This window comes from Acidovorax sp. LjRoot117 (assembly GCF_964252695.1).
Classification (GTDB): domain Bacteria; phylum Pseudomonadota; class Gammaproteobacteria; order Burkholderiales; family Burkholderiaceae_C; genus Acidovorax.
In genome coordinates this window covers 536,354-554,757 of the sequence record NZ_CAXUPO020000002.1, presented here as the reverse complement: position 1 = coordinate 554,757, position 18,404 = coordinate 536,354, and the positions used below count along the sequence as shown (strand labels likewise).

At 66.1% G+C, this 18,404-nt stretch carries 16 protein-coding genes and 2 pseudogenes; 2 read left to right on the top strand and 16 right to left on the bottom strand.

The window, feature by feature from the left end; translation table 11 throughout:
- Window positions 1-67: 67 nt before the first annotated feature.
- Window positions 68-865 (bottom strand): MetQ/NlpA family ABC transporter substrate-binding protein, encoded by a 798-nt coding sequence (locus ACSQ3D_RS07895; protein WP_056412594.1) that lies wholly within the window; start codon window positions 863-865, stop codon window positions 68-70.
- Between the two features lie 194 nt (window positions 866-1,059).
- Complete coding sequence (locus ACSQ3D_RS07890) at window positions 1,060-2,160, bottom strand: DUF6817 domain-containing protein (protein WP_436126495.1); 1,101 nt, start codon at window positions 2,158-2,160, stop codon at window positions 1,060-1,062.
- A gap of 314 nt (window positions 2,161-2,474) precedes the next feature.
- Here ACSQ3D_RS07890 and ACSQ3D_RS07885 point away from each other — a divergent pair, with 314 nt between their 5' ends.
- Window positions 2,475-3,071, top strand: coding sequence for a helix-turn-helix domain-containing protein (locus ACSQ3D_RS07885; RefSeq protein ID WP_436126494.1), 597 nt, complete (start codon window positions 2,475-2,477; stop codon window positions 3,069-3,071).
- Complete coding sequence (locus ACSQ3D_RS07880) at window positions 3,068-3,643, top strand: GNAT family N-acetyltransferase (protein WP_436126493.1); 576 nt, start codon at window positions 3,068-3,070, stop codon at window positions 3,641-3,643. Before ACSQ3D_RS07885 ends, ACSQ3D_RS07880 begins: the two co-directional genes overlap by 4 nt.
- A 163-nt stretch (window positions 3,644-3,806) precedes the next feature.
- Here the strand turns inward: ACSQ3D_RS07880 and ACSQ3D_RS07875 are convergent, their stop codons facing one another.
- From ACSQ3D_RS07875 to ACSQ3D_RS07810, 14 genes and pseudogenes are all read right to left on the bottom strand, one after another.
- Window positions 3,807-5,138, bottom strand: a complete 1,332-nt coding sequence (locus tag ACSQ3D_RS07875; protein WP_436126492.1) for an ABC transporter substrate-binding protein — start codon at window positions 5,136-5,138, stop codon at window positions 3,807-3,809.
- A 40-nt stretch (window positions 5,139-5,178) separates the two neighbouring features.
- Window positions 5,179-5,718 (bottom strand): annotated as a pseudogene (locus ACSQ3D_RS07870) (cache domain-containing protein); the annotation flags it as partial.
- An 18-nt stretch (window positions 5,719-5,736) separates the two neighbouring features.
- Window positions 5,737-6,228 (bottom strand): annotated as a pseudogene (locus ACSQ3D_RS07865) (methyl-accepting chemotaxis protein); the annotation flags it as partial.
- A gap of 564 nt (window positions 6,229-6,792) precedes the next feature.
- The gene (locus ACSQ3D_RS07860; protein WP_436126491.1) at window positions 6,793-7,617 is read right to left on the bottom strand and encodes a carbohydrate ABC transporter permease; all 825 of its coding nucleotides are present in this window, start codon (window positions 7,615-7,617) and stop codon (window positions 6,793-6,795) included.
- 18 nt (window positions 7,618-7,635) lie between these two features.
- A complete protein-coding gene (locus ACSQ3D_RS07855; protein ID WP_436126490.1) occupies window positions 7,636-8,511 on the bottom strand; it encodes a carbohydrate ABC transporter permease in 876 nt (291 codons plus the stop codon).
- Between the two features lie 12 nt (window positions 8,512-8,523).
- Complete coding sequence (locus ACSQ3D_RS07850; RefSeq protein ID WP_056412752.1) at window positions 8,524-9,855, bottom strand: extracellular solute-binding protein; 1,332 nt, start codon at window positions 9,853-9,855, stop codon at window positions 8,524-8,526.
- A gap of 55 nt (window positions 9,856-9,910) precedes the next feature.
- Window positions 9,911-11,005 carry an ABC transporter ATP-binding protein gene (locus ACSQ3D_RS07845; protein ID WP_056412616.1) on the bottom strand — a complete coding sequence of 365 codons (1,095 nt, stop codon included), beginning with the start codon at window positions 11,003-11,005 and terminating at the stop codon, window positions 9,911-9,913.
- 16 nt (window positions 11,006-11,021) lie between these two features.
- On the bottom strand, window positions 11,022-11,789 hold the full coding sequence (locus ACSQ3D_RS07840; protein ID WP_056412619.1) for a cytochrome b561 domain-containing protein: 768 nt from the start codon (window positions 11,787-11,789) through the stop codon (window positions 11,022-11,024).
- An 18-nt stretch (window positions 11,790-11,807) separates the two neighbouring features.
- Window positions 11,808-12,746, bottom strand: a complete 939-nt coding sequence (locus tag ACSQ3D_RS07835; protein ID WP_436126489.1) for a YncE family protein — start codon at window positions 12,744-12,746, stop codon at window positions 11,808-11,810.
- On the bottom strand, window positions 12,743-13,687 hold the full coding sequence (locus tag ACSQ3D_RS07830; protein WP_436126488.1) for an SMP-30/gluconolactonase/LRE family protein: 945 nt from the start codon (window positions 13,685-13,687) through the stop codon (window positions 12,743-12,745). The genes ACSQ3D_RS07835 and ACSQ3D_RS07830 overlap by 4 nt, the downstream gene beginning before the upstream one ends.
- On the bottom strand, window positions 13,684-15,132 hold the full coding sequence (locus ACSQ3D_RS07825; RefSeq protein ID WP_436126487.1) for an aldehyde dehydrogenase family protein: 1,449 nt from the start codon (window positions 15,130-15,132) through the stop codon (window positions 13,684-13,686). Before ACSQ3D_RS07825 ends, ACSQ3D_RS07830 begins: the two co-directional genes overlap by 4 nt.
- Window positions 15,133-15,141: 9 nt before the next feature.
- Window positions 15,142-16,071, bottom strand: coding sequence for a dihydrodipicolinate synthase family protein (locus tag ACSQ3D_RS07820; RefSeq protein ID WP_436126486.1), 930 nt, complete (start codon window positions 16,069-16,071; stop codon window positions 15,142-15,144).
- Between the two features lie 5 nt (window positions 16,072-16,076).
- The gene (locus ACSQ3D_RS07815; protein WP_436126485.1) at window positions 16,077-17,249 is read right to left on the bottom strand and encodes an L-rhamnonate dehydratase; all 1,173 of its coding nucleotides are present in this window, start codon (window positions 17,247-17,249) and stop codon (window positions 16,077-16,079) included.
- A 20-nt stretch (window positions 17,250-17,269) separates the two neighbouring features.
- Complete coding sequence (locus ACSQ3D_RS07810) at window positions 17,270-18,313, bottom strand: 4-hydroxythreonine-4-phosphate dehydrogenase PdxA (protein ID WP_436126484.1); 1,044 nt, start codon at window positions 18,311-18,313, stop codon at window positions 17,270-17,272.
- Window positions 18,314-18,404 lie beyond the last annotated feature (91 nt).

The following is an 18,404-nucleotide window of genomic DNA, read 5'->3' as shown; positions in this document are numbered from 1 at the left end:
GCGACGCCCAACGAAAAGGGCGGCAACTGCCGCCCTTCTTCGGTGTGTTGACCCGCCCGCTGCCCGCTTAGAAGCCCGGCAGCACCGAACCCTTGAACTCGGTCTGGATGAACTTCCTCACTTCTTCCGACTGGTAGGCCTTCACCAGCTTGGCCACCCAGGGCTTGTCCTTGTCGGCTTCGCGCACGGCGATCAGGTTGACGTAGGGGCTCTTGGCGTTCTCTTGTGCGATGGCGTCCTTGCCGGGGTTCAGGCCTGCGGACAGCGCGAAGTTGGTGTTGATGGCCGAAGCGTCCAGGTCATCGAGCGAGCGGGGAAGCTGGGCCGCGTCGAGTTCGACGAACTTGAGCTTCTTGGGGTTGCTCACCACGTCCAGCGGCGTGGCCTTGAGGTCCGCACCGTCACGCAGCTTGATCAGGCCCTTGTCCTGCAGCACCAGCAGCACGCGGCCGCCGTTGGTGGGGTCGTTGGGGATGCCGAACTTGGCGCCTTCCTTCAGGTCTTCGAGCTTCTTGACCTTCTTGGAATACAGGCCGATGGGGAAATTGACCGTGTAGCCCACGGGCACCAGCTTGTAGCCGCGGTCCTTGACCTGGGCATCCAGGTAGGGCTTGTGCTGGTAGCTGTTGGCATCCAGGTCGCCAGCGGCCAGCGCGGCGTTGGGCTGCACGTAGTCGCTGAACTCGACGATCTGAATCTTCAGGCCGTCCTTCTCGGCGATCTTCTTGACCTGCTCGAAGATCTGGGCGTGGGGGCCGCCCGTCACGCCGATCTTCAGGGGCTTGTCTTGCGCCATCACGCCGGTGGAGAAACCTGCGGCCAGGGCCAGGGCGAGAGTGGTTTGCAGCAGCGAGCGCTTGTTCACGGGAATACCTTTTCGTTAAGAGATGTTTCGCATATTAGGGTTTACCCAATAAAACCGGAACGAATAGGTTCTTATTTTCTTAGAACCTGTGAGCATAAAGAAGCCGCACATGCACCGACCCGCACGCGCACTGCGCACTGGTTCGACCCAAGGATGTCGGTGTCGCCCCGGGCTGGGGCGAGCGCAACGGCTGCCTAAGCTCTGAGCGCGACGTTGTTCAGCTTGTCCAGGCGCTCGGGCCAGGTGCCGCCTACCGTGGCGCCCTGCAGCAGGATGCGCGTCCAGGCCACCCAGGCGTCCCACTGCACGCGCTTGTCCCACGAATTGCCCCAGGCGCTGAAGAGCTGCAGCGCGCTCGCGGCGGCCACTCGCGCGTCGTCCTGGCGCCCGGCCGACAGGTACAACTGCGCCAGCACCATTTGCGGCTCCCCCACCCAGGGGTTGTGGTGCACGGCGCTTTCCAGCACGCCGGTGGCCACGTCCAGGTCCACCAGCGGCTGGTCCTGCTGGATCACCGACCAGTACAGCGACGCGGCCGCCGCCTCGTCCGCGGGCGCCAGGGGCTGGGTGCAGCGGGCGAACACGGGCGGCATCGGCAGCAGGCCCTGCAGACCCGGGTGCTGCAGTGCGAGCGCGAGGCCAGTGATCTGCGAGACCATGCGCCCAGTGGGCCGCATCGGGCCGGGCCACAGCGACGCCGCCCAGTGCACCGCTTGCGGGCGGTGCTGCACCGCCGGAAAGCGCGAGAAGATGTCGTCCTGCCAGCTGAACCACTGCTCGATGGTGTCGGCCATGCTCACGATGATGAACACCGCCACCTCATAGGGCGTGAGCACGCGGTGCCCGCCGCCTTGGCCCGCGTCCTGCTCCAGCACCAGGCTACCGTCGCCCTCCAGCGCACCGGCCAGCACCTTCTGCACGAACTGCGTGCGCGACTGCGTGCAGAACAGGTACACCAGGTGCTCGGCCGACTCACCCGCGATCTCGCGCACGCGGGCCCGTTCCTTGGCGGGGTCGAACTTCACCAGGTCCACGAAGGCATTGCCGTACACGCTGTGCAGCAGGCCCAGCAGCCGCACATCGCGCGGCTGCTGCCACACCGTGAGCGACCGCGCCACGCCGACCAGGTGGTGCCGGAAGGTGCCCGCCTTGTGCCAGTCCTGGCCCACATTGCGCGCGAGCACGGTGGGCAGCACCGGAGCGAGATCGGGGTCGCGCCCCAGCCACTCGTCGTCCAGCAGAGGTTGCACGCGGCTGAACAGGTCGGCGTCCAACGGTTGGAAAGGCAGGTTCATGGCTTGGGTCTCCTGAAATTTTTATGGGGAATACAACGTGCACACAGTATCAGGCGTGGCGGCTTTGGAGCGGCCGCGGCCCGTGCATGCACGCGGGCAAAGCCCCTGGAGCTGCCCATTTTTGTAAAAAAAATGCCTGTACCGCTTTACTGGCAAGCGCCATTAGCTATGAAAAAAGGAGCAATCTTGTCCAACACCTGACGCCGTGTGGATGGCGGGAAGCGACATGCCACACGACCATTAAGGGCAGCGACACAGGCCGTGACGCAGTGATCATCCATTTTAATGGATTAATTTTCCATTAAACTGCCACCATGGACATCAACACCCGCATCGCCCAGCGCCTGCGCGATCTGCGCACCGCACGCGGCTATTCGCTGGAGACCCTGGCGGAACGCAGTGGCGTGAGCCGCTCGAACATCTCGCTGATCGAGCGCGGCCAGAGCAGCCCCACGGCTGCCGTGCTCGACAAGCTGGCCATCGGCCTGAGCGTGGCGCTGGCGTCGTTCTTTGAAGACAGCAGCGACAACGCCGCAGCCCCCTCGCCCCTGATCCGAGCTGCCGACCAGCCGCGGTGGCAGGACCCGGCATCGGGCTACGTGCGCCGCCGGCTCTCGCCGCCCGCGCCTTCGCCGCTGCAACTGGTGGAGGTGGTGTTCCCGCCCGGCCAGCGCGTGTCGCTCGATTCCGCGGTGCATGACGCCGACATCCACCAGCAGGTCTGGCTGATCGAAGGCCGCATGGACCTGACCGTGGGCGAGACCACCTGGGCGCTGGCCGCGGGCGACTGCCTGGCCATGCAGCTCAACCGGCCCGTCGTCTTCCACAACCCCGGCGCGCAGGCCGCGCGCTACGTGGTCGCCTTGACCACCCTCCCCGCTTCTGCCCCCACGGCCCGGAGAAAGCCATGACCGACACCACCCTGCCGCCCTCCCCCGACACCGCCACCGCCAACGAGGCGCCCGGCATCACCATCCGCCGCCTGGGTGCCGACGAGGCCGCCGCCTGCGCTGAGGCCCTGGCCAAGGTGCTGATCGACTGCGTGCAAGGCGGTGCGTCGGTCAGCTTCATGTGGCCCCTGCCGCACGACAAGGCCCTGGCCTTCTGGCGCGGCGTGGCCGATGGCGTGGCGCGCAACGAGCGCGTGCTGCTGGTGGCCGAGGATGCACAGGGGTGCGTCGTGGGCACGGTGCAGCTCATCACCGCCATGCCCGACAACCAGCCCCACCGCGCCGACGTGGCCAAGATGCTGGTCCACCGCCAGGCCCGCCGCCAGGGCGTGGCCCAGCGCCTGATGGCCGCCGTGGACGAGGCCGCGCGCGATGCGGGCAAGGCGGTGCTGGTGCTCGACACGGTGACGGGCGGCGACGCCGAGCGCCTGTACGAGTGCGCCGGCTGGCAGCGGGTGGGCGTGGTGCCCGACTACGCCCTCATGCCCGATGGCGCGTTCTGCGGCACTACCTTCTTTTGCAAGCGGGTCTGAGGGCCTCCGCCCCCGTGTCTACACGGCCAACCTGGCGCAGCGCAGGCCGAAAGAATTCGCCGGTCCCCATGCCACGGCCCACCGGCCACGGGCTTGCAGGCAGTGCCCGCCGGCTGACCTTTGGCCTCCGCCACCCGTGGCTGCTCAGCCGCTGGTACGGCCCTCAAGTGATGTAACCCTCGCGCTGCATGATCTTCTTCACGGCCTGGGCGGCATCGTTCAATGCAGCTTCGGCGGGTTGGCGCCCTGCGATCACGTCGTGGATGCTCTTGCCCAGCACATCGGTGTTGATCTCGTCCCACTGCGCAATGATGGGCCGCCAGTTGGGATTGGCGTCCCCGATGCTGCGCGACAGCATCTGGAACTCCGGGTACTTCCTGCCCAGGCTCTCGTCTGCCAGGGTGGACATGCGGTGCGGCATGCCGCCCAGGTGGCACACCGCCTTGTCCTGGTTTTTTGCGGTGAGCCACTGCATCAGCAAGAACGCACTGTCGGCGTTCCTGGCGTTGGTGGGGATGGCGAGGCCCAGACCCCCGGTCTGTGAGGCATACCTGCTGCCGCGCGGATGCCTGGCAAACGCCACCTTGCCGTTGACCTTGGACAGCTTGGGGTCGCGCACCGCGCCGAAGATAAGGGTGGAGTCGAGGTACATGGCGGACTCGCCCTGCAGGAAGGCGTTGATCATCTCGCTCTGGCCGAAATTGAGCGCCCCTGCCGGGCCGGTGTCGATGATCTTCTTGAGCAGCTGCGCCGCGCGCACGCCCGCCGCATCATTGAAGCGGGGCAGCCAGCTGTTCTCGAAGATGCCACCGTTGAGCGGGTTCAGGTGCAGCAGCCAGGCGTGCACGCACTGGTGCCCCTCTTTGCCCCGCGACGCGAGCGCTCCCATGCCCGCCTTGTCGTGGAGCACCGGCAGCATCTGTTCGAGCTCGAAGTACGACGTGGGCGCCTTGAGGTTGAGCTTGTCGAAGATGTCGCTGCGGTACGCCAGCACGGAGGTCTCGGCGCCATAGGGCAGTCCGTACAGCTTGGCGGCACCGCCCGCCAGGTAGCCCTTCCAGCCACCCACCAGCCCGATGTTTTCCAGAAAGCTGGGAATGACGTCCGGCAGGTCGAAATCACCGAGTGCCAGCTGCGGGTTCTTGAGAAAGGGCTCGATCTCGCGGATGAAGTTCTTCTTGACGTACTCGCCCTTCCACATCACGACGTACGAAATCAGGTCGTAGCCGCCCTGGCCCTTGGCCATCTCCACCAACTGCTTCTTCTTCATCTCCGCAATCGGCAGCTGCTCGAACTCCACCAGGATGCCGGTCTCCTGGGTGAACTGCGGAAACAGCTTGATCGCAGCGTCGTAATGGTGGTGTTTGGGCAAGCTCAGCACGACCTTCTGCCCACGGTAGCGCGCATAGATATCGGCGGCCCGCAAAGACGGCACAAAGGCTGCCGGGACGGCGGCGGCGCACGCCGACCGGATCAACAAGGCTCTTCGCTTCATACGGCATTCCCCCCATTTACCTGCTTGTCCATGAATCTGCTCACTCGATGTCCAGCACATAGACGCCGGACGAGACGAACGTGTCGCCCACCCGCTGCACATAGGCCTTCTTGACCATGACGCGCTGCGTGACGGGATTGAGGATGTGGTACGGCGCAGACCACCCGCTGTTGCGGTCCCGGGCCAGATCGCGGGAGTTCTTGACGATGGGCACGCCGTTGAAGTCCTTCATGTCGATCAGCGTCTTGCCCACGTTGGCGGGGTTGGCGCCGTGGGCCAGGTTGCGGCCGCCGAAGTCGTACACCGTGATGTACAAATCCCGGTCCTTGAAATTGGTGCCGCGGGTGAACTCGGCGTAGGCCTTTTCCGGGCCCACCTGGTGGATGAGGGCCACGGCGCGCCGCACCTGCTCCTCGGCCTCGCGCGCCGACCCGTTCAGCGTGAAGACGTTGACGGACTCGACTAGGCGGGCCGCCTGCAGGCGCAGCTGCTGCGAGGCGGCGGCCGTCTGCTCCACCAGCGCGGCGTTCTGCTGCGTGGCCTGGTCGATCATCTCGATGGACTGGATCACCTCGCCGACGTTCTGGCGCTGGGTGCGGCTCGACTGCGCGATCTCCGTCATGATGCTGGTGGCGCTGTGGATGGCCTGCGTCATGCCGCTCAGCTGCCTGGCCGCGGTGTGCACAAGGTTCGCACCGGTGGCGATGCGGTCGCTGCTGCCGGTCAGCAGCTCCTTGATCTCCTTGGCCGCATCAGCGCTGCGCTGGGCCAGCGACCGCACCTCGCTGGCCACCACGGCAAAGCCCCGGCCCTGCTCCCCCGCGCGGGCCGCCTCGACCGCCGCGTTGAGCGCCAGGATGTTGGTCTGGAACGCAATGCCGTCGATCAGCGAGATGATATCCGCGGCACGCGCCGAGTCCGACGCGATCTGCTGCATCGTCTGCTGCACCGAGGCAAAGGCCCGGTTGCCGTGTTCGCCCGCCTGGGCCGTCTGCTGCGCAATCGTGTTGCCGGAGTCGGACTTGGCCCCCACGAGCGAGGCGCTGCTGGCCAGCGCGTCGATGGCGTCGGAGGTCTGCCGCAGCGACATCGCCTGGCGCTCGGTGCGCTCCGACAGGTCGGTGTTGGCCTGCGATATTTCGTCGCTAGCGATGGAGACCTCTTGAGCGCCCGCCCGCACCTTGGTGACCACCTTGGTCAGCGACTCCTGCATCTCGCGCATCGCCGTCATGAGCGGCGAGAACTCGTCGGCCACCGGATCGTGGATCAGCGTGGTGAGGTTGCCCACCCGCACGTCGTCGGTGAACTTGCGCGCCAGCGCCACGCGCCGGCGCAGCACGCTCCCCACCCACCACGCCAAGGCCAGCAGACCGGCCACCACCAGCGCGACCGTGATGCCCAGCATCTGCTGCGCGGCCCCCACGCTGTCGGCGATGGCACCGGCTTCGGCCGACGCCGCAGCCTTGCCGGCCACCGTACCGAGCCGGTCGGACACCTGCCATGCACCCAGCAGCACCAGCGCGGCGAGCGTGGTCGACAAGGCAAAAAGTTTCTGCGCAATGCTCAGCTTCTGCGTGATTCTCATAAGGTCTGTGCGGTGACTGGGGGAAAGGTTCGGCGTCAGGCAAGCGGAGCACGGCGATCCGGCGGGGCGTCAGCCCTTGACGGCGCCGGCCGTCAGCCCGGTGATGATCTGGCGGGCCGCGACGAAGGTGAAGATCAGCGGCGGAATGGCAATGAGGCTGCCCATGGCCATCACCCGCCCCCAGTCCACTCCCATGTCGGTGATGAACAGCGATGCAGCCACGGGCAAGGTGCGGGTGTGGCGGTCGGTGAGCACCAGGGCGAGGATGAACTCGTTCCAGGCGATGCGGAAGGTGAAGATCGACGCCGCGGCCAGCCCCGGCGCCATCAGCGGCAGGAGCACCTTGGTGAACACCCTGATGGGGCCGCAGCCGTCGATGGCGGCGGCTTCTTCCAGCTCGACCGGCACCTGCAGCACGAAGCCGTACAGCAGCCAGATCGTGAACGGCAGGTTGACCGCCACGTACAGGAGGACCAGGCCCCACAGGCTGTTGACCAGATGCCATTCGTTCCAGATGAGGAACACCGGAATCGCCATCACGGCCAGCGGCACCGTTCGGAGCAGCAGCGTGGTGTAGGCCAGCGCATGCCGCCCGGGAAAGCGAAAGCGCGCCAGGCCATACGCCGCCATGCAGCCCAGGACCAGCGTCACGGCAGTGGAGATCACGCCGACGAACAGGCTGTTGTAGAGGTAGCGGTCCAACTTGTCTTCCTGCAGCACGGCGCGGTAGTTCTCCAGCGTGGGCGTGAAGAGAAAATTCAGCGGCTCGGAGAAGATGTTGACCTGCTGGCGCAGGCTGGTGGCGAAGATGACCGCGATGGGCGCGATGCACAGCAGGGCCAGGCCCACCAGCATGGCGTAGTGCGCGGTGACGAGGACGGGAGAGCGTTTCATGGACATGTCCGGCCTCGCTTACTTTTTGCTGTCCAGCGGGTTGGAAATGCGCAGCGCCGCAAACGACAGCCCGGCCACCACCACCAGCAGCAGCACGGAGATCGCCGCCGCCACACCGAGCTGTTGGCCCACGAAGGCGGTCTTGTAGATGTGAAGCGCCAGGATCTCGGTTGAATCGCCGGGCCCGCCGAAGGTCAGCACATAGATGACTTCCAGCACGCGGAAGGCATCGACCAGCCGCATCATCAAGGTGATGGCGATGACGTGCGCGATCATGGGCAGCTTCACCAGGGTGGTCATCTGCCACCAGTTGGCGCCGTCGATGCGCGACGCTTCGATCACGGCGCCATCCACGTTGGCCAGCGCCGCGACCATCATGATGAAAACGAACGGCGTCCACTGCCAGATGTCGGCAATCACGATCGCGGCGAACGCGAGCGTGGGGTCTGCCAGCCAGGTCAGGGGGGCGATCTTGAACAGGCCCAGCACGGCATTGATCAGGCCGAACTGCGCATCGAACATGTAGCGCCACGCCAAGCCCACGGCGATGGGCGCGATCATCATCGGCAGGATAAACAGGGTGCGGAAGATGGCCGTGCCGCGCACGGGCCGCTCCAGGGCCAACGCCAGCGCGATGCCCAGCAGCATCTCTGCCGTGACGCAGACGCCGGCGAACATCAGCGTGGTCCAGAGCGACGACCAGACCCGCGGGTTCTTGAAGGCGGCCGCGAAGGCATCGAGGCCGACCCAGCGGGCTTCGCTCCACGGCGTGCCCATGCTCCAGTCGTACAGGCCCAGCTGAAAGGCCGAGAGGACCGGGTAGAGGCAGGCCGCGGCCATGATCAGCGCGGCCGGCCCCACATAGAGGAGAGGAACCCAGGAGGGGGTGCGCATGCCGTACGCTCCTCAGACCTTGTAGCCGGCTTCGCGCATGATCTGCGTGACCGGGGCCACCAGGTCGTTGAGCGCAGCCTCGGCGGTCTTCTTGCCGGTCAGCGCCTCCGAGATGCCCACCCCCAGTGCCTGCACGTTGATCTTGTCCCAAACAGGAATGATCGGGCGCCAGTCGGGGTTGGAGTACTTGAGGGCTTCCTTGAAGGTGATGAACTCGGGGTACTGCCGCACCAGGTCGGCGTCGGCCAGCGTCGAGTTGCGCGTGGGCGCACCGCCCGCCTTGGTCACGGCCTTGTCCTGCGCCTTCGAGGTGAGCCACTGCATGAGCAGAAAGCCTGCATCCGCGTTCTTGGCATTCTTCGCAATGGCCAGGCCCAGGCCGCCCGACTGCGATGCCCGGCGGGTGCCCATCGGATGCAGCGCCCAGCTCACCTTGCCCACGATCTTGGACTTGGCCGGATCGTTCACCAGGCCCGCGATGGACGTGGAGTCGAGGTACATCGCGGCCTGCCCCTGCAGGAACGCGGTGTTGCTCTCGCCCTGTCCGTACCCTGGAATGCCCGCCGGCCCGGTAGCGACCACCTCCTGCAGGAACTTGAGCGCCTCGACGCCCACCTTGTCGTTGAAGCGCACGCGCCACTGGTCGTCGAACACGCTGCCGCCCAGGGGGTTGAGGTGCAGCAGCCAGGCATGCACCGCCTGGTGGCCGGCCTGCCCGCGCGAGGCCAGCGCGCCAATGCCTTCCTTGTCCCTGATGACCCTGAGCAGCTGGCCGAGATCGGCATAGGTCTCGGGGACCTTGAGGTTGTGCTTGGCAAAGATGTCCTTGCGGTAGGCCAGCACCGACGTCTCCGCGCCGTACGGCAGGCCGTAGAGCTTGGCGCCCGGCCCTGCCAGGTAGCCTTTGGGGCCGCCCACCAGGCCCAGGTTTTCCAGGTAGACGGGGATGATGTCCTTGATGTCGTAGGCGGGGTCTGCGAGCGCGGGGTTCTGCAAGAAGGGATCGAGCGGCCGGATCAGGTTCTTGGCGACGTATTCGCCCTTCCACATCACCACATAGCAGCCCAGGTCATAGTCGCCCTGCGGCTTGGCCATCTCCAGCAGCTGCTTTTCCTTCATGCGGCCCATGGCCAGGCGGTCGGTCTCGACCTTGATGCCGGTTTCCTTGGTGAACTCCGGCAGGATCTTCATCATGGCGTCGTAGTGCGGGTGCGACGGCACGCTGAACGTGACGGTCTGACCCGCATACTTGGAATAGCGGCTCTGCGCACGGATGCCGCTGAAAGGCAGGCTGGCGCCGAACACGGTGGCACTGGCACGTTTGACGAAGTCGCGTCTTTGCATGGTTGTCTCCTGGGGCATAAGGGGTGGTGCGCGTCGAGATGGGGTGAAAGCAGGTTCAAAGGTGCAGCGAGCGGCCGGATTCGGTGTCGAAGACATGCATGTCCGCGGTGTCGAAGCCCAGATCGATGCGCTGGTGCAACTGGCTCTGCGCATTGCCGGGCACCATCGCCGCCACGCGCTGCCCGGAGGGCGTGTTCATGTGGCCCACGACCTGGCTTTCGGTGCCCAGGTACTCCACGACATCCACCTGCAGGCTGAGCAGGCTGTTGTAGTCGCCCCGGGGCCGCAAGGCCTGGGGGCGCAAGCCCAGCGTGAGCGCCTGGTCGGGCCGCGGCTGCTTGGCCACCAGCCACTCGGGGGCCGCCCACGCGAACCCCTCCCCGCGCAGGATGCCCAGGCCCTGGTCCAGGGTGTAGCGCGCCTGAAAGAAATTCATGGTGGGCGTGCCGATGAAGCCCGCCACGAACAGGCTGGCGGGGCGCGTGAAAACCTCTGACGGTGTACCGACCTGCTGGATGCGCCCTTTGTCGAAGATCACGATGCGCGACGCCAGCGTCATCGCCTCCACCTGGTCGTGGGTGACGTACACCGTGGTCTTGGCCAGTCTTTCGTGCAGCAGGGCCAGTTCTGCGCGCATGTGGCCCCGCAGCTTGGCGTCCAGGTTGGACAGGGGCTCGTCGAACAGGAAGACCTTGGGCTCCCGGACGATGGACCGGCCGATCGCCACACGCTGCCGCTGCCCGCCCGACAGCTCCTTGGGCTTGCGTTCGAGCAGATGCTCGATGTTGAGGATGCGTGCGGCTGCGTTCACCTTGTCGGCGATCTCGGCCTTGGACCGGCCCGAGAGCCGCAGCGCGAACGACATGTTCTCGGCCACGTTCATGTGCGGATACAGCGCGTAGTTCTGGAACACCATCGCGATGTCGCGGTCCATGGGCGCGGCGTGCGTCACGTCTCGGCCGCCGATCAGGATCTGCCCCTGCGTGACCTCCTCCAGCCCAGCGATCATCCGCAGCGTCGTGCTCTTGCCGCAGCCCGATTCACCGAGCAGCACGATGAACTCGCCCTCTTGAATGGACAAATCCATCTGCTGCACGACCGTCACATCGCCGAAGCGCTTGACGACATTGCGTAGTTCCAGTCCTGCCATGTGTTCTCCTGATTGCCTATCGTTGTTGGTGGGGCATGCGCGGCGGCGGGGGCGGCCCGAACTTCTGTTGCCACTGGTCGGCGGTGTAGCGTTTGACGCCCCAGCCCACGGGCGGCCGCTGGCTGGCCGGCGTGCCCGTGTCAGGGCCCCAGATGGCCTGGTAGGTGTCCATGCAGCGACCGCGGTGCTGCAGGACGGCGAACACTGCGCCCAGCACCAGCCACCACGCCACCAGCACGATCCACATCCACCGCGGGGCATCGACGGCAAAGAGGCCCAGCAAGATCGTGGCAACGGATGCCAGCAGTGCGATGTAGCCACCCGCCTTGTGGACATGCTCGAAGGTCACGCGCGTGGGCGTCATGTCGAAGTGGTCGCCGCGCATCTGCGCGCTGGTGGGCCCGCCCTTGGTGCCGCGCGCCCAGGCAGACGCTATCTGCACGATCACCAGGCCCAGCACGCCCCATCCCATGGCACCGTGCAGGGTCGCCACCGGGTGCGCCCCGCGGGCGTTGCCCCAGGCAAGCGCAACGCCCAGGAGCATCAACGCGAAGCCGGCGTACTGCAGCCCCCGGTGCGCGTGCCACCAGGCCTTGTTGTCGCGCACGGCAGGCCAGTTCTGGCCCGGCATGACCTTGAAGAAGCGCGCCACCAAAATGCCCAGTGGCAGCACGATGGCCCACGCCAGCACCATGACCCGCGCATGCCAGTAGGCCCAGGGGGCGATCTCGTGGTGCGTGGAGCCACTGATGGGCGTCAGCAGCCACTGCAGCAGTTCGTTCATGGCAAGCCTTCCGTGTTGCTATGCGTGCGAACGGCTGAGAACACGCGACACGTCGGGCTCGCGCTGCGTGGGCACGAAGCGCTCGAACTGCAGCGTCTCCATGTGGAAGTACCCGAGCAGATCGTTGTCCTGGCTGACGAAGGCGATGGGGCGTGTGGGGTGAAAGCTCAACGCGATGGCCCGGGCGTCCATCTGCACGTGGGCCGTCTCCTGCAAGGTCGCAGGGTCCACGATGGACAGGCTGCGGGCCCCGTAGTTGGTGACCACCAGGCGGCCGTCGCGGTACAGGTACAAGCGCGTGGCATCGTCGCGCGACGGCGCCTGGTACTTGACCTGCATGGTGGCCGTGTCGATGGCGCACAGCGTGTTGCTCCAGCGGCATGTCACGTACAGGGTCTTCTCGTCCTCGCTCAGCGCATAGCCCTCGGGCTTCTCGCCGGGTGCGCAGGCGACGGGTGCTGCCGTGGCGTCGTGCGGGCGGATCTTGGTCACGGTATGCGACAGCAGGTTCATCGCGTACGCCGTCTGGCCGTCGCGCGTCAGCGCGAACAGGTGGCTCTTGATGCCGCCGGTGCTGACCGCGCGGCGCGGCGCGGTGTCGGTGGCTGGGTGGTCCAGCACGACAAGCTGCGCGCGGTCTTCGCTCAGTGCGTACAGCCGGTCCTGTGCGTCCATCTGCATGCCGTGCAGCCGGTTGAAGGGCGCGATGTCGATGGTCCGGGCCAACTCGCGGCGGGCGATGTCCACCTGGAAGATCTGCGTGCCGCCAAAACCCAGGTGGCCCGACGTCTCGACACCGTAGTGGCCGATGTACGCGTACCGCTCCTGCGAGTCGATCACGAACTCGTGGGGAAAGTCTGGCAACTGGATGCTGGCCAGGCGCTCACCGGTGTCGATGTCGTAGTAGCTCAGGCAGTGGCTGCATTTTTCCACCAGCAAAAGGATGTTGTCGGTCATGGTCGGATGGCTCCGCGGGTATTGAGGACGATGCTGTAGAGCGATGTGCTGGCGGCAATGAACAGCGTGTCGCCGCGCACGCCCCCGAAGGTGAGGTTGCCGACCTTTTCAGGCACCAGGATCTTTCCCAGCAGCGTTCCGTCGGGGTGGTACACCTGCACGCTGTCCAGGCTGCTGGTGTAGATCCAGCCGCAGTGGTCGACGCGAAATCCGTCCGGCAGGCCGGGGGATATCTCGGCGAAGACGCGCGGGTTCTGGAGCGTGTGGCCCTTCACATCGAACACCACGATGTGGTGGTGGCCCGTGCCGTCGGCGCTCAGGGCTGCCGAGGTGTCGCTGACATACAGCAACTGCTCGTCCGGCGAGAACGCCAGGCCATTGGGCTCCTGCATGAAGTCGGAGGCCGCGTGCAGCGTTCCCGCAGCGGGGTCATAGCAAAACACATGGTTGTGCGGCTGCTCGCGCCGCCCCTGGTGGCCTTCGCGGTCGCTCAAAATGCCGTACGGCGGGTCGGTGAACCAGATGCAGCCATTGCTCTGCACCACGACATCGTTGGGGGAGTTCAGGCGCTTGCCCTGGAACTCGCGTACCAGCACCTCGTCGATGGTGTCGGCGCGGATCACGCCCTGTACCTGCGGGGTGCGGACAATGGCGCGCAGGCCGTGCGAGCAATGGAGCAGGTTGCCTTCGCGGTCCAGCGCATGTCCGTTGGTGAACTCCACCTGCTCGCGCCACACCGACATGCCGGACGCGGCGCTCCAGCGCAGGATACGGTTGTTGGGGATGTCGCTCCACAGCACGGATTGGTCCTGCGACAGCCAGATGGGCCCCTCGCTCCAGATGGCGCCCGTGCACAGCCGGCGCAGCGACGCGCCCGCAAACACCGGCGCCACGCGCGTGTCCAGGATCCGCAAGGAAGAAGTGGTGTCGTTCGCGGTCATGCGTGGATGTAGGTCGTCTTCACGGTGGTGAAAAATTCCTGGGCGTGCGAGCCCTGCTCGCGGGGGCCGTAGCTGCTGGCCTTGCGCCCGCCAAAGGGCACGTGGTAGTCCACGCCGGCGGTGGGCAGGTTCACCATCACCATGCCCGCCTGCGCGTGGCGTTTGAAATGCATGACGTGCTTGAGGCTCGCCGTGGCGATGCCGGCCGACAGGCCGAACGGGGTGTCGTTGGCCACCTGCAGGGCCTCTTCGTAGTCCTTCACGCGGATGACGCTGGCCACCGGGCCGAAGATCTCCTCGCAGTTGACGCGCATCGACGGCAGGCTGTCCACGAACAAGGTGGGCGCCATGAAGTAGCCCTTCTTCCCGCTGCCCGTGTGGCAGTCGACCGGATGCCCGCCCACCGCCAGCGCCGCGCCTTCGGAGCGGCCGATATCGACGTACTCCAGGTCTTGCTCCAGCTGGCTCTGGCTGACCACCGGGCCCATGTCGGTGCCGATGGCGCGGGCGTCGCCGACCTTGATCTTCTGCACCCGCGCCTGCAGTGCGGCAATGAACGCGGGATAGATCCTGTCGGTCACGATGAGGCGGCTGGAGGCCGTGCAGCGCTGGCCCGTCGAGTAGAAGGCGCTTTGCGCACAGAGTTCGACGGCCTGGCCCAGGTCTGCGTCGTCCAGCACCACCTGGGGGTTCTTTCCGCCCATCTCCACCTGGATCTTCTTGCCCAGTTGCGCGCACACGGCGGAGATGCCGCGGCCCACGCCCACAGAGCCGGTGAAGCTGATGGCAGCGACGTCGGGGTGGCGCGTCAGGGCCTCGCCGACCAGGCGGCCCTGGCCCATGACCAGGTTGAACACACCGGCCGGAATGCCGCTGCGCAGGATGATGTCCGCGAGCGCCCAGGCGCAGCCGGGCGCCAGTTCGGCAGGCTTCAAGACCACGCAGTTGCCGAAGGCCAGCGCGGGCGCGATCTTCCACGCCGGAATGGCCATGGGAAAGTTCCAGGGCGTGATCAGGCCCACCACGCCCACCGGCTCGCGGGAGACCTCCACGCCCACGCCAGGACGGACCGACGGGAGCATTTCTCCCGCCAGGCGCAGGCATTCGCCCGCGAAGAACTTGAAGATGTGGCCCGCGCGCGTGACCTCGCCAATAGCTTCGGGCAGCGTCTTGCCCTCTTCACGCGCAAGCAGGTTGCCCAGTGCCTCCTTGCGGGCATGGATCTCGGCCGCGATCTTTTCCAGCGCATCGTGCCGGGCCTGGACGCCCGACGTGCTCCATGCCGGGAATGCGGTTTTCGCCGCGAACACGGCAGCGTTCACGTCGCCGGTATCCCCCTGGGCGTATTCGCCGATCACGTCCGAGAGGTCGCTGGGATTCGTATTGGCCGCATAGGCAGCCGCGGGCGAGCGCTCGCCGTGGATGAAATTGTCGTAACGAAGCATGCAGTTCTTTCAGCGGGCCCAGCGCAAAACCAGGGGATCCAGGCGCCGCGCGATGTCCAGCAGTTGTGCGCGTACCTGGGGGTGCAGGGGTGGCCAGGGGTGGCGGGGGGCATCGCACGCGATCACGCCGCCCTCTTTCATCAAGGCCTTGGCGGCCAGGAAGCCGGCCTGGCGGTTCTCGTGGTTGATGAGCGGCAGCCAGCGCTGGTAGTGCGCAAACGCCGCGTCCTTGTCTCCGGCGCGGTGCGCCTGCAGGATGGGCCGGATACCGTCGGCAAAGCCCGCGCCCGTCATGGCACCGGTGGCGCCAGCCTCCAGGTCGGCCAGCAGGGTGATGGCCTCTTCCCCGTCCCAGGGGCCTTCGATGGCCTCGCCGCCCAAGGCGATCAGCTCGCGCAGTTTGTTGGCGGCACCGGCGGTTTCCATCTTGAAGTAGCAGACCTGCTCGATGTCCTGCGCCATGCGCGCGAGAAACGCGGGCGACAGCGGCGTGCCGGCCGCCGGCGCGTCCTGCACCATGATGGGAATGCCGATGGCGTCGGACACCTGGGCGTAGAACGCGTGGATCTGCGACTCGCTGAAGCGGAAGGTGGCGCCGTGGTACGGCGGCATCACCATCACCATGGCGGCGCCCATGTCCTGCGCGCGGCGGCTGCGTGCTGCGCAGATCGCGGTGCCGGTGTGGGTGGTGGTGACGATGACCGGCACGCGGCCTGCCACATGCTCGAGCACGGTGCGCGTGAGGCTCTCCCGCTCTTCATCCGAGATCAGGAACTGCTCTGAGAAGTTGGCGAGGATGCACAGGCCGTCCACGCCGGAGTCGATCATGAAGTCCACGCAGCGTTTCTGGCTCGCAAGGTCCAGGCTGCCGTCTTCATGGAAGGTGGTCGGCGCCACAGGGAAGATGCCGCGCAAGCGCGGGCTGGAGAGTCCGGGCATGCTGCTCACTCGGTGATGTCGAACTGGTCCAGGTAGTCCGTCTTGAGCGTCAGGCCCAGGCCCGGCACGTCGTCCTTGAGCTGGATGAAGCCGTTTTCCGCGATGGGCTCTCCGTCGAAGATGTACCAGAACAGCTCGTTGCCCACCTCGACGTCGAAGATGGGGAAGTACTCGGCCATGGGCGACGCCAGCGTGCTCATGGTCAGGTGGTAGTTGTGCATCTGCCCGGCGTGCGGGATGACAGGCACGCTGTAGGCCTCGCACAGTGCATTGATCTTGTGGGCCGCAGTGATGCCGCCGACACGGTTGGTGTCGTACTGCACGACGCTCACCGCCTTCTTGTCCAGCAGTTGCTTGAACCCGTAGAGGCTGAACTCGTGCTCTCCGCCCGAGATCGGGATGCTGGTGAGCTGGTTGAGCTCGGCATAGCCGTCGATGTCGTCCGCGATGACGGGCTCCTCCAGCCAGCGGGGCTCGAACTTTTCGAGTTTGGGCAGGATGCGCTTGGCGTACTCGACGTTCCAGCCCATGTAGCACTCGAGCATGAGATCGTTGTCATAACCGATCACCTCGCGCACGGCCTCGACGGACCGGAGGTTCTCCCTTACGCCCTGCTGCAGGTGCGCCGGGCCGTAGCCGAAACGCATCTTGAACGCCGTGAAGCCCTGGTCCAGGAACTTCTGCGCTTCCTGCTGCATGTCTTCGAGGCGGGTGCGGTACAGCTTGGAGTAGTAGCAGGGGATCTTCTCCTTCGTGCGCCCGCCCAGCAGCTTGAACACGGGCTTGTTCACGCTCTTGCCCAGGATGTCCCAGATGGCCAGGTCCACCGCCGAGATCGCGGCCATGGTGACGCCCTTGCGGCCCCAGGCATGCGTGGCCCGGTACATGCGCTGCCACAGATATTCGTAGTCCCACGGGTCCTGGCCGATCACCAGCGGCGCCAGGTACTGGTCGATGATGGCTTTGGCGATGCTGGGCGCCAGGGCCACATTGCCCAGGCCCACGATGCCGTCGTCGGTCTCGATCTCGACCACCGTCCACGCATGGAAACGGAAGGTGCTCATGGTCTCCTGCGGCGCGTAGAGCAGGTCCATCGCGTTGGAGCAGAAGTTGCCTTGCGGCGGCACGGTCTTGCCCTTCCATTGGAAAACGCGGGCGCGGACGGATTTGATTTTCATGGTGCGCGGTGTCCTGGTGGTCAGTGGTTGGAGGTGGCCTGGTCACGGGCCTGCGACGCGCTGTGCCCCATGCGGGCGGCGATCTGAAACGCGTTGCGCGTGGCATTGACATCGGCCATGCCCTGGCCGGCAATGTCGAAAGCGGTGCCGTGCGCCGGGGTGGTGATGGGCACTGGCAGCCCGCCTTGCACCGTCACGCCCTTGCTGAATCCCATGAGCTTGATGGCGATCTGGCCCTGGTCGTGGTACATGGTCACGATCGCCTGGTAGAGGCCGTCGCGGGCCTTGAGGAAGATGGTGTCCGCCGGGAACGGGCCCTCCACCGGAAAGCCGCTGTCCCTGAGCTGCCGCACCGCGGGGGCGATGATGTCGATCTCTTCCCGCCCGCACATGCCGCCGTCGCCGCCATGCGGGTTGAACGCAGCCACCGCCACCCTGGGCTCGGGGTGGCCGCTGGCCTGCAGCGATTGGTAGATGAGCCGGGCGGCGCTGACAATGCGCTCCTGGCTCAGCATGCGGGCCGCATCCTTGAGCGGGATGTGCGAGGACACGCGCGACGTCCACAGGTCACCCAGGGTGTTGAATTCGCAGAAGTAGCCCTGCACGCCGAGGTACTCGGCGAAGTGGTGCAGCTCGTCTTCACGCGCCAGGCCGCCCAGCTTCATGGCGTGCTTGTTCAGGGGGGCGAAACAGATGGCATCCACCTCGCCCGCCTGCGCTCCATCCATGCACCGGTCCAGCACCTGCAGCACCGAGGCGCCGCAGTCGGCGCTGGCCTGGCCGAGCTGCACTTGCTCCGGCTTGATCGTGGCGACGCTCAGGAAAGCGGGGCGACTGCTGTCTGCGCGGCTTCGCACATCGGACAGGCCAGCGATTGCCTGCGTGGCGACGTTCACCCCCGCGACGCGCTGCCCCTCGAGCCACACCCAGTGGTCCCCCACCACGACGATGTTGGCCTGCTCTGTGACGCCGGGTGTGGCCAGCAGTTTGGCGATCAGTTCGGGGCCTATGCCTGCAGGGTCTCCGAGGGTGATGGCAACGACGGGCTTGGTGGACTTCATCATGTACGGCATGTACGCAGGGGTTACAAAAAGCTTCAGGCAGCGGATGGGGGGCGAATATAAGAACAAATACTATTAACGTATATTGAAAAGT